The 16,072-nt window shown below is 41.6% G+C and carries 8 protein-coding genes; 7 read left to right on the forward strand and 1 reads right to left on the reverse strand.

Annotated features, from left to right (window positions below; all coding sequences use genetic code 11):
• Positions 1-30: 30 nt before the first annotated feature.
• Together GNE10_RS07980 and tilS are read left to right on the forward strand one after the other, a co-directional pair.
• Positions 31-648, forward strand: a complete 618-nt coding sequence (locus tag GNE10_RS07980) for a Uma2 family endonuclease (RefSeq protein ID WP_185564417.1) — start codon at positions 31-33, stop codon at positions 646-648.
• A gap of 12 nt (positions 649-660) precedes the next feature.
• Entirely contained in the window at positions 661-1,731 is a 1,071-nt protein-coding gene (tilS, locus tag GNE10_RS07985; protein WP_185564419.1) for a tRNA lysidine(34) synthetase TilS, read from the forward strand.
• Positions 1,732-1,797: 66 nt separating this feature from the next.
• Here the strand turns inward: tilS and hmpF are convergent, their stop codons facing one another.
• Positions 1,798-3,558, reverse strand: a complete 1,761-nt coding sequence (gene hmpF / locus GNE10_RS07990) for a pilus motility taxis protein HmpF (protein WP_185564421.1) — start codon at positions 3,556-3,558, stop codon at positions 1,798-1,800.
• Between the two features lie 684 nt (positions 3,559-4,242).
• Here hmpF and GNE10_RS07995 point away from each other — a divergent pair.
• The 5 genes from GNE10_RS07995 to GNE10_RS08015 all read left to right on the forward strand — a co-directional run bounded on the left by GNE10_RS07995 (position 4,243) and on the right by GNE10_RS08015 (position 15,464).
• Complete coding sequence (locus tag GNE10_RS07995; protein ID WP_185564423.1) at positions 4,243-5,418, forward strand: response regulator; 1,176 nt, start codon at positions 4,243-4,245, stop codon at positions 5,416-5,418.
• A gap of 285 nt (positions 5,419-5,703) precedes the next feature.
• Entirely contained in the window at positions 5,704-6,069 is a 366-nt protein-coding gene (locus tag GNE10_RS08000) for a response regulator transcription factor (RefSeq protein ID WP_012412195.1), read from the forward strand.
• 13 nt (positions 6,070-6,082) lie between these two features.
• On the forward strand, positions 6,083-6,613 hold the full coding sequence (locus GNE10_RS08005) for a chemotaxis protein CheW (protein WP_099067285.1): 531 nt from the start codon (positions 6,083-6,085) through the stop codon (positions 6,611-6,613).
• A gap of 14 nt (positions 6,614-6,627) precedes the next feature.
• Positions 6,628-9,570, forward strand: a complete 2,943-nt coding sequence (locus GNE10_RS08010; protein ID WP_185564425.1) for a methyl-accepting chemotaxis protein — start codon at positions 6,628-6,630, stop codon at positions 9,568-9,570.
• 182 nt (positions 9,571-9,752) lie between these two features.
• Entirely contained in the window at positions 9,753-15,464 is a 5,712-nt protein-coding gene (locus tag GNE10_RS08015) for a response regulator (RefSeq protein ID WP_185564427.1), read from the forward strand.
• The last annotated feature ends 608 nt before the right edge of the window (positions 15,465-16,072 follow it).

Genomic DNA, 16,072 nt, shown 5'->3' on the forward strand with positions numbered 1-16,072 from the left:
TGCGAATTGTTCTTTTAATGGGTGAACAATATGGTTCAGACTCCAGTTAAAAAACTAACTTTTGAAGAGTTTCTAGAACAATACCCTGATGGTGGCATTTACGAACTGATAGATGGAGAGATTATACCAGTGGAGGCAACCAGAGCGCACAAGAATGTAGCAAGGTTTTTAATGCTTGCCTTCAATGATGAAATTAGACGCTTGGGACTTGAATATATTGCTGACAAAGATATTATCATCAGGACGTTTACTGATGCTGGGCAAGAACAAGGCAGAAATCCAGATGTGAGCGTAGTTAGTGCATCACTGTGGAACAGTAATGTTTTAGCTTACGGGGCGCTGATTAAGCCGATTCAACTTGCTGTAGAAGTCACCTCAACAAACTGGGATGATGATTATGTTGACAAGCTAGATGAGTATCAACGACTGGGTATTCCTGAGTATTGGATTGTAGATTATCTAGCGATCGCTTCTCGCGCTTATCTCGGTAATCCCAAACTCCCCACGATTTTTGTTTACCAATTGCTTGAGGGTCAATACCAAGTCCAAAAGTTTACGGGCAATGACCGTATTCTCTCTACTACTTTCCCCGAACTAGCGTTAACTGTTAAAGAAGTTGTTGCTGCAAGTCAAATCCAAAAACTATGAGAAGTTCTAAAAATGGTATGGACTCCTCTACACGCAAAAATCCATCGCACAATGCGATCGCGTCATTTATTTGAACGCAACCAACGGCTATTAGTCGCTGTTTCCGGCGGACAAGATTCTCTGTGTTTAATAAAATTACTGTTAGATTTACAACCCAAATGGGAATGGCATTTAGGTATTGCTCACTGCGATCATCGCTGGCGTTCTGACTCCCAAGCTAATGCTCATCACGTCGAAAATTTAGCTAAAAACTGGGGTATATCTTTTTATTTAGCAACAGCCAAGGAACCGATAAATAGTGAAGCTGCTGCACGGGATTGGCGATATGAAGCTTTAAGTGCGATCGCCCAAACAGATAATTATCAATATATAGTCACAGGACACACGGCAAGCGATCGCGCCGAAACTCTCCTCTACAACTTAGTTCGCGGTACTGGTGCTGATGGCTTGCAAGCCCTGACTTGGCAACGTCCCCTAACTACAGGCATTATGATAGTGCGTCCACTTTTAGAAATTACTCGCCCACAAACACAACAATTTTGCCAAGATTTTCAACTACCAGTTTGGGAAGATTCCACTAATCAAGATGTAAAATACGCCCGCAATCGCATCCGCCAAGAACTATTACCATATTTGCGCCAAAATTTCAATCCCCAAGTAGAATCAGCCTTAGCCCAAACAGCAGAACTTTTACAAGCCGAAGTGGAATATTTGGAAAAAGCTGCTCAAAAATTGCGGGAAGAGGCGATGGAATGGGGCATTGGGTATGAAGAAGAGGACAAGGGGAAAGACTTGTTGCAATTTATCTCCCCATCTCCCCACCTCCCCATCTCCCCACTCTCCTCATCTCTTCCCTTGCGGTTAAATCGTCGGGTGTTGCAGAAAGCACCATTGGCGTTGCAACGTCGGGTGATGCGTCAGGTGTTGCAGGAAGTACTAGCTGACGCACCTGGTTTTGAGCATATTGAAAAATTAACGGCTTTAATTACAGCGCCAAATCGATCGCAAACCGATCCTTTTCCTGGAGGTGCGATCGCTCAAGTACAAGGCGATTGGATTTGTTTGAAAATAGTTAGGAGTTAAAAGTTATGAGTTAAAAATTTTCTTGAATTCATAACTCATCACTCCTAACTCCTAACTCCTAACTTTTTAAGACGCTAACAATTCTGGTTGAGATATCAAACTTTGCAGAGTTTGGCGGATCTGAGTAATTACCTGTAACTGATTTTCGCCAGTTTCCTGGAACTTATCTAAAGATTCTCCAATTCCTTGGAGTTTTTGCCGTAAGCTATCTAGACAATCTTGAATTGGTTGTAGTGCTTCTTCATAAAGATTGACTCGACCACGACATTGAGCTGTTGCTGTTCTTAGAGATAACAAGTTTTCTTCGATCGCTTTGAGTTCTTGCTGCTTCTCCTCTAAATCGTGGGTTTGATTGTCAATCATTCCTTGAGCTAAATCGATACCAGCACGCATTTGCTCAATTTCACGTTCTAACTTTTGGATTTCCTGTGAATGTTGTTGTCTCTGGGTTTCAATTCGTAAGAGAATTGGCTCTAAATTAATTTGATTACCTTCTTTTTCGTCAGCAACAGTATGTCCTTGTCGCCGTAGCAATATATTTTGATGTTGTTTGAGAAAGTTCTGCCGCTGTATCATATTACGACGTTGTCCCACTAAACTAGAATTTAACATCTGATAGTGGTCGTTTTCATCCCTGAGTTCCAGTTCCAAATTGATGTGGTCTTGGTCAGATGCTTGGTTTAATTTATTTTGCAGTTCTTCTATAGTTTCTTGCTTATATTTCAGTTCTTGTTCTTGTTCGTGAACAAAACTTGCATCTATTTGTAATTTATACTCTAAGTCTTGGACTATCTTTTGTAGTTCATCTAAAGGCATTTTTTGTAAAGCTTCTACATCAACTGGCTGGCCGAGAACCACATCACCAGATGTTGCAGCTAAAGTGTGAATTTGCTGATATAAATCTTCTTGATTGCGTAACTGTTCTTTTAGTATTTGAATATACTCTTGTTTGCTCTTAAGCTCTGCTGTACTGATTTGCAATTGCGCTGTTTGCTGGACTAGGGAATTTTGTCCTTGTTGCCATGCATTTTGGCGATCGCTAAATATTTGTGACAAGCGCTCAACTTCTTCATGTTGTTGAACAATAGCAGTTTTTTGTTGCTGGAGTTGTTCCCAGTGGGGACTTAGAATAGCTTGCTGCTTTTCTATCAATTCAAAACCAACATCAAGGTGTTGTTTTACTGTTTCTGTGGGAACAACGCGACTTGATAAGCGATTGAGTAACTCACTCATCGCCCGACTTTGTTCCTCATCCAAAACTGTCCCTTGTTTGAAATCTGCTTGACGCTCCTCTAAGCGACGTTGCTCGCCCCGCAAATGCTCCCAAGCACCTTCCAATTCCTGACGGTTGCGCTCAATTTCCCCTTGTAAGCGTTCAATGTCGCTACGAGATGTATCAACTTCTTGTTTTTGCTGCTCCAATTGTTGCAACTCATCTTCCATGTTTTGCAACTGTTCTAAGCGTGCTTCCATTTCCATTTCACGCCGATTCAACTCTTGCGCCTGAAACGTCAGCGACTGTTTCCACTGATCGATTTCATCTTCCTTGAGCTTAAATTTTTCCAATTGGCGAGAAAAATTCTGCAAAATATTCACTAGCGGCCGCCCTGCTTCTTGAATCCGTTGTACTTGACGATTCGGATTCAGTTCAGCCAGCACTAAAGCGCCATCATTTAATTTGCTTGCTTCCTCAGCAGCAATCACTTCTTCCGACACAGTACTCCAATTCTGGTCAGTTCGCTGACAAGCTAGTAGTTTCAGTTCGGTTTTACCACCACCACTGAGTAAACCACCTTTCTGTTTTTGTACTTCTGCTAAATACAGCACACTGTTAGTCCTTATTGATGCACTTAAAGTTCGTGTTTTGGGATATACCTGAAATAATTCTGTTTACTTGTCTCACTTAACCAAAGTCGAGGAGGGCAAAACAGACAAAAAAACTATTTATAAACGCGAGATGTTACGTCTTGATACTTAAAGAAGTCCAAAAAATAGATTATTCCAGTTAATGCTTTGACTGTTGACTGTTAACTGTGAACCGTCAACAGTCTTCTATGGAATATTTTTTTACTTGGAAGTCCCTTATAGAAGCGACTTGACCGCGCCTTTATATTTTGTACTGATGACAGTGATGATGACTTCCGTGTTAACACTAACTTTGTCTAAATGTATTACGAAAGATTAAGGTTTATAGCTGTGTCGATTTTAGATTTGAGATTTTAGATTTGAGATTAAAAATTACCTCAGTACTCCTTAACTACGGAACGCCACACCTAGCTTGCTTCCACGAAGTGTTACAAACAAGCTATATGCTTCGATGTCAGTGGATCGAAGTCTCCTGAAGTCTGAAAACCCGTCCACTACAGTAACTTCTTTACAAATCCAAGTCCCCACCCAAAGCGATCTATTTCAATCCAAAATCCAAAATCTAAAACCCAAAATCCAAAATTGATTGACATACACAACTCAGAAACGACGTAAACGCCACCATCAGGAGTATTTTTTAACTCAATGCAGGGAAATTTAAATGAAATTGATATTTGCAGTATTTTGCAACTAATTGAGTTGGGACAACGAACAGGGCAACTATGGGTAGAAGCTCATAGCTACTACCATAACCACAAATCTGCTACAGACAAAGCTAGTAAATATCTTCTCAAACAACAGTCTTGGTTCGTTTTTTTCCTCAATGGTCAAATCATCTATTGTCAACAAGGAGAAAGTAGTTTATCGAGGATTAGCGATTATTTACGTCATTACCGAGTTGAGATGCGACTTGCTGACAAACAAATTGCTTCTCTTTCATCAACCGACGCACCAGAATATGCGTATATTTGGGCACTCTTGGAACAAAATATCATCAGCCCCAAAATAGCTGCTAGTATTATCCAGGGTTTGGTACATGAAACCCTATTTGACCTACTGAGCTTACATCAAGGTAACTTCATTTTTCGTCAAGGTACGCCACTTGCCCCGCAACTAAATACTTTTGATATTGCTCCCTTTGTAACCAAAATTACCAAACAGGTGCAAGAGTGGAAGCAACTTTATCCACACATTCAGTCTCCAGAACAATTACTGGTATTATCTGACAAAGTTCACACACACTCGTCATTACCAGCAGCAACCGTCAATAAGCTACAACATTGGGCTGATGGTAAAAGCTCCCTGCGTCAACTGGCTCGTTATCTCAACAGAGACATTTTGACAGTCGCTAAGGCAATATATCCATACGTACAACAAAGTTGGCTTCAGTTAGTATATTCAGCGAGTAACCAACCGGAGATTCACATAGAAAATTCAGACTTGAATCAAAAAAGCAGAGGGCGGATAGTATGTATTGACGATGCGATCGCCATCGGTGAGACTATAAATTCCATCCTACAAGCACAAGGTTATGAAGCGATCGTTCTGACTAATCCTTTAGAGGCAATAAGTCTGGTTTTTCAACTTCAACCGGATTTAATTTTATGTGATATTGCCATGTCGGAATTGGAAGGATACGAAGTTTGCGCCATGCTGCGACACTCAACAGCATTTCGGCTGACACCGATTGTCATGCTTACTGGTAAAGATGGATTTATCGATCGAGTCAAAGCCAGCATGGTCGGCGCAACAGATTATTTAACAAAGCCATTTACAGACAATGAATTACTCATGGTTGTAGGGAAATATATCAATAACTGATGAAAATCGGCATTGGGTATGGGGTACAAGAATTTTAGATTTTAGATTTTGGATTGAACAATCTAAAATCTAAAATCCAAAATCCAAAATATAAAAAGATTGAAGACTTGTGGATCTACTAAAAGATGAGGTAAAAGATGTTATCACAGAATGAGCCAACCCAGTGAAACCTCAATATCCAGGAAATTAGTGAAAAGCTAAATTTAATTTATACAGTTAATACTTGCGGGGGAATCAGGGAATGTTCCAAATAGGAACGTTACATCAGGAGGTAGATAGACACTTATGAGTACAGTTCTGATTGTCGAAGACAGTATCGCGCAAAGGGAGATGATCACAGACCTCCTGAAAGCAACTGGACTAACAGTCACCCATGCCAGTGACGGATTAGAAGCATTGGAGGCAATTCAAGTAGCACCTCCGGATTTAGTGGTGTTGGATATTGTCATGCCCCGAATGAACGGCTACGAAGTTTGTCGGCGGTTAAAATCCGATCCCAAAACCCAAAATGTCCCTGTGGTTATGTGTTCTTCCAAAGGCGAAGAATTCGATCGCTATTGGGGAATGAAACAAGGTGCAGACGCCTACATTGCCAAACCCTTTCAACCAACAGAGTTGGTAGGAACAGTCAAACAACTGCTGCGAGGATAAGGATAAAAGCAATATGGTCAGCAAACCGGACTTTTTAAGTGGCAGCGGTCAAGATCATTTTCGACCAGAATTACAAGTAGAAAGTCCTGAAGGTGAGTTACATCTGAGGTTTTACATTCCCTCGCATCAGGAGTTTGCACTACAAGCAACTGGCATTCGGGAAGTAATCGAACTAAGTCCTGATAGAATCACCCCGATTCCTAATGCTTCTCCTTTACTTTTGGGTACTCTAAATTTACGAGGTCGAGTTATTTGGGTGGCTGATTTGGGTCAATTTTTAGGTGAACCAAGTGCATTAAACACTGATAAAGCTGAAATTCCAGTAATTGCCATTGAAGAACAAGACACAATAGTGGGTTTAGCAGTGGAGGAAATCGGTGGTATGGACTGGCTGGATGTCCAAAATCTCATGCCACCAAATAGTGTTCCAGATACTATGGCTCCTTTTTTACGTGGCGAGTGGGTATTAGGTGCTAAAAATAATCAGTGTCTACGACTGCTCGATCAAACGGCTATATTACGGAGTGCGCGATGGGCAGGATGAAATTGGAGGAGGAAATGTCAGCAAGTATTGACGATCGCGAGCCAACATATCAACAGGCGATGACCGCCTATGTTCAAAGGAATTATGACGTTGCTGCCACTTTAGTTGACCAAGTGGTGCAAAGTTTACCAGATGACCCAAACTCCCATTTATTAAGGGGTCACATCTACTATGTTTTGCAGCAGTACGATGTTGCAAAACAAGAATATCAACATGTATTAGACTTGACTAACGACCCAGAAATTATTGGTTTTGCCAATAATGGAATTGAAAATATTAATCAATATCTAGAGTCGTTTGGGGGCCAGCTTGATACATCCGCTAGGCAAGAACAAATAAATTCTCTAGAGATGTCCGATGCCCTGGCATATAGCGAAGAACAATTGGAAGATTTGTCTGCTAGTGAAGAATTTGACAGCCAAAATCTGGATTTAAACTTTTTTGGTGATGCTCAACAAAGTGTGAATACAGTTGAAGATAATTCTTCCAACAATCCATTCGATATACCCACAGAAGGCACCGTTGCCACAGAAGATATATCAGATTCTTCTATAACTTTTGGCGAAGACCCTTTTGCTTTAAATGAAGAATTAGCAGCACAAGAGGCAAATAGCGACAGCGACAAGGAAGAAACAGAATTAGATTTACCTGCTTTTTGGGAAGAAGATAGCTTCCAACAAGGTCTCGAAGAATCATTAGTGAATAATCATTTTACAGAAAATGAAATAAATTCTACTAACGAAAATTTAGCGATTAACCATCGTAACTACTCCTCAAACTCTACCTCAAATATTAGTACCGATAACAATAATTTTGCTGAGTTTTTGAGCGATTCCCAACCAGAAGATTCTAGTATTGATAGTTTAGAACTCGAACAGCCTCATTTTGCAGATGAAACTGTATTGATTGCTGACAAACAACCGAACAATCGGCTGACAACCAATAACTTAGAATATAATACTCAAGATAATTCATCAAACCACAAATCAAACAATTCGTTGGCACAAAGAGATTTAGACACAGAATCAAAATCACCACCAAATTTTTCTGATAATTATTCATCTGGAGACGATAATTTTATTGCAGATAAAAAGCAGTTTAAATCACTGGAATTCTTAGATAAAAACAGCTTTGATGACGATGAAAGTTTTGATATCCAGGCCTTTGAGTCTGCCTTTGGTTCAGAAAGCTTTGACTCGGATGAAGAGTCAAACAATATAATGAATCGAGAAAATTCTAAGAGCAATATAGAATTTTTAGATGACTTTGAGGAATTTGATGATTTAGGCAATATTCCAGGTTTTGACCTCATTGAAGGAGATGCTGACTTTGTTGATGTGGCAATGCATTCTGCCACAGCAGAAACCGGTAATACTGGACGCGCTCAAATCTTGGATGCTTTTCCAAGTACTACAGCAGATCGGGAAGAGGAACTATTTACCATCACTGGTTCCCACGAACCAGTTCCAGCCTTTACCCAACCGGAGGTTTCAAAGGCAGAACCCAGTGTCAGCGTCGAGCAAGGCTGGTTAGCACCATTAGAAAATGCTCCCATCCAAAGAAAACAATGGTTAATTGCTGGAACTGTGGGTATTGCCTCAGCACTAGTTGTAGCCACAGTCAGCTTTGTAGCCACAACCTTTTCTGTTCCCCAACAAAGAGAAAGCGTGCGGAATACAGGTTGGGCAATGGCACTAGCCGCTGGGCTGACTGGTTTTGCCACCGCAGGTTTCATGGGAAATCTTACACTCAAGCAAATTCGGCGTACAACTAAGGATTTGCAAGCTCAGTTTGATGCTGTAAGTCAGGGAAATCTGAATGCTCAAGCCACGGTGTATTCGGAAGATGAATTGGGGCATTTAGCCAGTGGCTTTAATGAAATGGCGCGAATTATTTTCACCACCACAAATGAAGCCCAACGCAAAGCCGACGAACAAGAGGAAGCCAAGGAAAATCTTCAACGCCAGGTGATTCGGTTGTTGGACGATGTGGAAGGAGCTGCCAGAGGCGATTTAACGGTGCAAGCTGAAGTCACAGCCGACGTACTGGGAGCCGTAGCTGATGCCTTTAACCTGACAATTCAAAACCTGCGGGATATTGTCCAACAGGTAAAAGTGGCAGCCAAGGAAGTGACAAAAGGTGCAACCAACTCCGAAACCTTTGCTAGAGCCTTGTCTAGTGATGCTTTGCGCCAAGCAGAAGAATTGGCTGTGACGCTGAATTCTGTACAGGTAATGACCGACTCGATTCAGCGGGTAGCAGAGGCGGCGCGGGAAGCCGAAACCGTCGCCCGCGATGCCAGCACCATCGCTCTTAAGGGTGGCGAAGCAGTAGAAAATACTGTGGCAGGGATTTTGGAAATTCGCGAAACCGTTGCCGAAACAACTCGCAAAGTGAAGCGGCTGGCGGAATCTTCCCAAGAAATTTCTAAAATTGTGGCGTTAATTTCTCAGATTGCTTCCAGAACAAACCTACTAGCACTCAACGCCAGTATTGAAGCGGCAAGGGCGGGAGAAGCCGGACGCGGGTTTGCGATTGTAGCAGATGAAGTGCGCCAGTTAGCAGACAAATCTGCCAAATCCTTGAAAGAAATCGAACAAATTGTGATGCAAATCCAAAGCGAAACAGGCTCCGTAATGACTGCGATGGAAGAAGGCACACAACAAGTAATTAAAGGCACAAAATTGGCAGAAGAAGCCAAGCGATCGCTAGAAAACATCATTCAAGTGGCAAATCGCATCGATATATTAGTGCGTTCTATTACTAGCGATACTGTGGAACAAACGGAGACATCCCGCGCCGTCGCCCATGTAATGCAATCAGTAGAACTTACAGCCCAAGAAACATCCCAAGAAGCACAGCGAGTTTCTGGTGCCCTACAACACCTGGTAGGTGTATCCCGCGACTTAATCGCCTCCGTGGAACGTTTCCGAGTGGAAACCCTTGAAAGTAGGTAAAAAAGTTAGGAGTTAGGAGTGAGGAGTTAAAAATAAAAACTATAACTTGGAATCAAGTTAGGAGTCAGGAGTTAAAAATAAAAATCACAACTCACAACTCATAACTCATAACTCACAACTCATAACTCATAACTCACAACTCATAACTCATAACTCACAACTCATAACTCACAACTTTTGCTATGCTGCCGGAACAACAACAGCGGATTTTGGGTTACTTTATTGAAGAAGCCAGGGATCACCTGAATACAATTGAACAGGGGTTGCTGAATCTAGAGAGTACCCTTAACGACCCGGAAATGATTAGCGAAGTCTTCCGGGCGGCTCACTCCATCAAAGGAGGAGCAGCAATGCTTGGATTGACTAGCATCCAGCATACCTCCCACCGTCTGGAAGATTGTTTCAAAGTTCTTAAAGAACATCCGGTTCAGGTTGACGAAAAGTTGGAGTCTTTATTCCTTGGTGTATCTGATACCCTGAAAGCGCTGTTAGAACATTTGAGCGGCCCTTATGGTCTTTCTGAAGAAACAGCTAATACATTGATGTCAGAAACCGAACCTGTGTTTCAGTGGCTCAATGAGCATCTAGAACAACTTGTAGAACAAGGAAATAGTGGAGCAGCTGCTTCATCTGGAAGGGAACAAGGAAGTTCTGTAGAGAATGTTTCCACACTGACAGAACTTTTCCTGCGGCGAGATATTCCTAATTTGACAGAAGAAGGGCATCAGGAATCAGAAATATCTTTTGCTGTAGCACCACAGGAAGTGTTATCTACCGCCAGCAGCAAAGAAAACCGTGATTGGAGTGACTTTCAAACCCAAGTGCTACAAACACTGCGGGAAATGTTGCAACTATTCAAGCAGACAACAACATCTTCAACTCGGCAAAATCTCCAGGAATGCTGTCATCAGTTAGTTAAACTTGGTGAAAGTTGGAATTTATCCAACTGGTGCAGTTTGTGTCAAGCTGCGGCGAGTGCGATCGCTAATCCTGAAAATACCTACCTGACTTTAGCAAAAATCGTCATTACCGAAATCAAGCAAGCCCAAGAATTAGTTCTCCAAGGTAAAGAAGCTGAAATTGCAATTAGCGAACAACTAAAAGCACTGTTGACCTTTGCAGAAATTGAGTTGTCAGAAATTACTTCTAATTTAGTGAGCGAACAGTCTCCAGCAAAGTCAAATGCTCAAGAAACTGAGGACGCCCAAGAATTTATCACTAATTTCTCTGAGCCAATTGAACAACTGAATCTAGAAGAATTACAACAAACATCACCAAATCATGGAATTGAGACTAGCTTTAGTTTCACTCCACATGAGGAAGTACATCCAATCAGTAAGAATCTTGACCCCAACGGCCCAGAGGTAGGGATAGCCGAGTTAAATACCCTTGCTGATTTATTTGAAGGCGAGACTCCTGATTTAGACGAACCTTGGCATCAAGAAGAAACTTTAGAAATTACTTCTAGCGATGAATTGGGAATTAATTTCAACAACAATGAACCGGAAGATTCTGATGGTGATTTATCAGATTTACTTTCATTTGATGAGGATACCAGTAATGAACAGCAGACTACAACCACTGCTAAAACAGAAGATTTATCGCTGTTATTTGGTGACAATTTCCTAGATAAAGAAAATTCTGAACTGCGAAATCAACAAATACCTGTTACGAATCTAGAGTTGAATGATATCAATGAACTAGATTTTAATTTAGATGCAGATTCAGAAGCGATTTTATCAGAATTGACGGAACAAAAAAATCCAGACATTGTTCCAAATACTATTGATGATGATAACGATGTAGTTGCAGATTTATTATCACTGACACTAGACGAACCTGAACTATTGATACCAGGGGAAGTAACTCAACCTGAAAATGATACTTTTGCAAGTATAGAACTATCCAGCAACCAAGAGAACACTTTTAATAACTTATTTTTAGAAACTGAAAATAAAAATTGGGTAGAAGAAATTACCCCCAATGACTATGTAGAATTATCTCAAACAACAGATTTGTCTTTAGATAACCTATTTGGCGAACCAGAAGAACATCCAGTAACACCAAATAACGATTCTGAAATTGGTGATTTATTCGATATAACCTCAATAATAGATACATCTGAATTTTCTCCAGTAGAAGATGATTTGAGTAACTTCTGGAGCCAGGAAAATACAGAAGAAAAATCACAGAATGAATTGGAATCTTTGGTCGAACCAAATTTAGAAAATTTTTTAGAAGAAAATTTATTTACTGCTAGCAATGATGATATTTTTAATGACAATCAAAATCCCCAGTCTGCTGCTATAGGCGGTTTTGATATAGAAGATTTTCATCTGGATTTAACATTATCATCTGATGCGGGGGATGATTTATTTGAAGAATCGACATTAATTAATTCAACTATTATCCCTGAAATTAACCAAGTAGGAATACTAGAAGAATCAGCCCCGTTGTTTGCATCGGATTCCAGAGACGAGGAAATTCACAGTTCATCTCAACAGCCAGAAACTGTTGATTTCATTCCAGAGTTTACTAATCAATTGTCAGAGATATCTGCTGTTGATGCTACTCAAACATCTTCAGATTTAGAACCATTGGAGGAAAATCCCCAACTACTGTTTGAGGATGTAGCCGTTGATGATTCCACTTACATTCAAATGGAAATTCCAGATGATGTGGTGGCTGAACTATCAACTCCAGAATTATCCCCAGGACAAACAGAGGATTTGTTCGGCTCCTTTGCAGAAAATCCCCAACTACTGTTTGAGGATGTAGCCGTTGATGATTCCACTTACATGCAAATGGAAACTCCAGATGATGTGGTGGCTGAACTCTCAACTTTAGAAACTTCAGGATTATCCCCAGGACAAACAGATGATTTGTTCGGCTCCTTTGCAGAAAATCCCCAACTACTGTTTGAGGATGTAGCCGTTGATGATTCCACTTACATTCAAATGGAAACTCCAGATGATGTGGTGGCTGAACTCTCAACTTTAGAAACTTCAGAATTATCCCCAGGACAAACAGATGATTTGTTCGGCTCCTTTGCAGAAAATCCCCAACTACTGTTTGAGGATGTAGCCGTTGATGATTCCACTTACATTCAAATGGAAACTCCAGATGATGTGGTGGCTGAACTCTCAACTTTAGAAACTTCAGAATTATCCCCAGGACAAACAGATGATTTGTTCGGCTCCTTTGCAGAAAATCCCCAACTACTGTTTGAGGATGTAGCCGTTGATGATTCCACCTACATTCAAATGGAAACTCCAGATGATGTGGTGGCTGAACTCTCAATTTTAGAAAATTCAACTTTATTTGACATTGGCTCAGAAGTTTTAGATCCTGAAAATAATAATTTAGAAACTACCCTTGAATTTGCAGAAAACACAAATTTAGAAAATCAAAAAATCGGTTTTATAAATGATTTATTAGCATCAGCAGAAAATCTAGCAACCAATGAATTAACAAAAACAATTAGTTCCGAAACTGGAGAAACAGATAGCAACCGAGAAGCGAATTTATTAAATTTAGCGGAGACATCTGAAGCTGCACCAGTGTTAGAGTCAGAAAATGCTGTTGCCGTAACTGAAGAATTGATACAAACACAAACGGTTGAAGAAGTTACTTCAGAAGATGAATTTGCCAACTTGGAAGCATTATTAGGAGAGAAAATAGCACCTCTTGAGAAACCTCAGGAAATGCCAGAAGTGGATTTTGCTGCCCTAGAAGAATTGCTAGGTACAGATAATAATCAAGCGGCTGTATCTAGGGATGTCTCCGACAAACTACGCCAACACCAGCCCTTAACTCAACCAGTCCCAGCAAAAACTCCGCCTCCAGCACCAAGGGTAGATGAATTTAGCGATTTAGAAAAGTTGCTGGCAGAGGCAGATCAAACCATATCACACTCAGCGCTAACAAAACCCAACACCACTAAAACTCCACGTCCGTCTACTCGTCGTACTGCCAGATTTGAAGAAACCATGAAAGTTCCAGTTAAGCAACTGGATGATATGAGCAATTTAGTTGGGGAGTTGGTGGTAAATCGCAACACCTTAGAGCAGGATCACGAACGGTTGCGACAATCATTGGATAACTTGTTAATTCAGGTGCAACAACTCTCGGATGTGGGAGCGAGGATGCAAGAGTTATATGAGCGATCGCTTTTGGAAGCTTCTTTGTTAGCCGGACGCAAAGCCAAAGAATCTGGTGTCAATTCCCAAGACTCTAATTCTGACAGAGGTTTTAGCGAGCTAGAAATGGATCGCTTTACTCCCTTCCACACACTCTCCCAGCAGATGATTGAGCGCATTGTCCGAGTGCGTGAGTCTGCTAGTGACATTGATTTTGTCACCGAAGAAACCGAACGGGTAGCAAGGCAATTCCGTCAGGTAACCACCCAGCTACAAGAGGGACTCACAAGAGCGCGAATGGTGCCCTTTGCCCAAACTATCGATCGCTGGCGGCGGGGTGTGCGGGACAATGCCATCAAGTGTGGCAAACAAGTGGAGTTGGTAATTGAAGGTGGCGATACTTTAATTGACAAGATGATTTTAGATCATCTTAGCGATCCATTAACTCACATGCTCAATAATGCGATCGCTCACGGTATTGAAACCCCAGAACAAAGGCAAGGGGCTGGTAAACCACCCGTAGGCATTATTACTATCCGTGCCTTCCACCAAGGTAACCAAACTGTGATTTCTGTGGGGGATGACGGCGCAGGTATCGATCCGGCACGGGTTAAAGCTAAGGCAGTCAAAATTGGTATGATTACGGAAGCTCAGGCAAAAACCATATCTCGCCTGGAAGTCTACGACCTACTATTCCAGTCTGGTTTTAGCATCAAAGACCAGGCAGACGAAATTTCTGGTCGCGGTGTGGGTATGGATGTGGTGCGTTCTGCCATTAGCGAAATTCGCGGTACAGTGAACACCGATTCTGCAATTGGCAAGGGAACCACTTTCACAATTCGTTTGCCACTGACTTTGAGTATTTGTAAAGCTTTGTGTTGTGTTTCTGATAGAGCCAGAATTGCCTTCCCGATGGACGGGGTAGAAGATACCCTCGATATCCCAATGAAAAATATTCAGCATAACACCAACGGACAATCATTTATTTCTTGGCGCGATACCCTGCTGCCATTCCGACCTTTGAAGGAACTTTTAACCTTCAATCGCCAAATTAGTCGCGGTAACGTGTATGGCGGTAACCGAGATGATGATATGGTTTCTGTGGTGGTGGTGCGATCGGCAAATACTCTAATTGCCCTACAAATTGATTTGGTGTTGAGCGAACAAGAAATCGTAATTAAGCAATTTGAAGGGCCAGCACCTAAACCCATTGGTGTAGCTGGAGCCACAGTTCTCGGTGATGGTCGGATTATGCCCATCGCTGACGTGTTAGAAATCATTGACATCTTCCAAGGACGAATTTCTACACAAATTGGTGGTAGTTCTTGGCAACAAAAAGCTAGTTCCACAGACGCCCCGGCTACCAAGATTGACCCGACAGTGCTAATTGTTGATGACTCAATCACAGTGCGAGAATTGCTCTCGCTGACCTTCAACAAAGCAGGTTATCGCGTAGAACAAGCGCGTGATGGTCAGGAAGCTTGGGATAAACTCCGCTCCGGTCTGCCTTGTGATATCGTATTTTGCGACATTGAAATGCCCCGTTGCGATGGTCTGGAGTTACTCTCTCGCATTCAGAAAGATTCCAACCTCAACCACCTACCCATTGCAATGCTCACTTCACGAGGTGCAGACAAGCACAGACAAATGGCAGTCCAACTAGGCGCAAGTGGCTACTTTACCAAGCCTTATCTTGAAGAAGCGCTACTAGAAGCCGCATCGCGGATGCTTAAAGGAGAGAAACTCGTTAGTTAAATCAGCCCTCTAGAGACGTTGCAGTGCAACGTCTCTACAACGGTAAATCAAGGGTTTTAGCGTCTAATCCACATAATGCGTAAATTCTGAAATCCATATATATAGGAATGATACAAATCCAGGTGTAAGGACGAACGGTTGTTCGCCCCTACAAGTTCTTGGGTGTGTATCAAAATTTTGCTGAATTGGTATTACTCGCTATTTTTAAGCTAGCTTTTATTTTCAAGCTCGTAATTCACAGTATTTACACGGTCTGAGGTTTTACTTTTTATCTCATATGTAGTACAATTGTTCTAAAGGTGAAAATAGCACGTATCGCCCCGGCTTTTGACGGGGCTTTTTGTTTGAGAATAGACCTCTTGCTTTCATTAGACTTCTAAGAGAAGTGGGGAAAAGGGTAAGGGGTAATGGTTCGACAAGCTCACCAACCGGGGAAAGGGCAAATAAAAACCCTTTTCTCTTTCCCCCCTCTTGCAAAAGTAATACCAATTTGAAAAAAGAATGCGACACATAGACAAGACCCCTCCCCAACCCTCCCCTTGCTAAGGGGAGGGTGCCGTCAGGCGGGTGGGGTATCTGTCGCAAACATTTTTTGAATCGGTATAACA

Origin of the sequence: Nostoc sp. 2RC (genome assembly GCF_014222165.1) — a bacterium.
In the GTDB taxonomy this organism is placed as follows: Bacteria; Cyanobacteriota; Cyanobacteriia; order Cyanobacteriales; family Nostocaceae; genus Nostoc; species Nostoc linckia.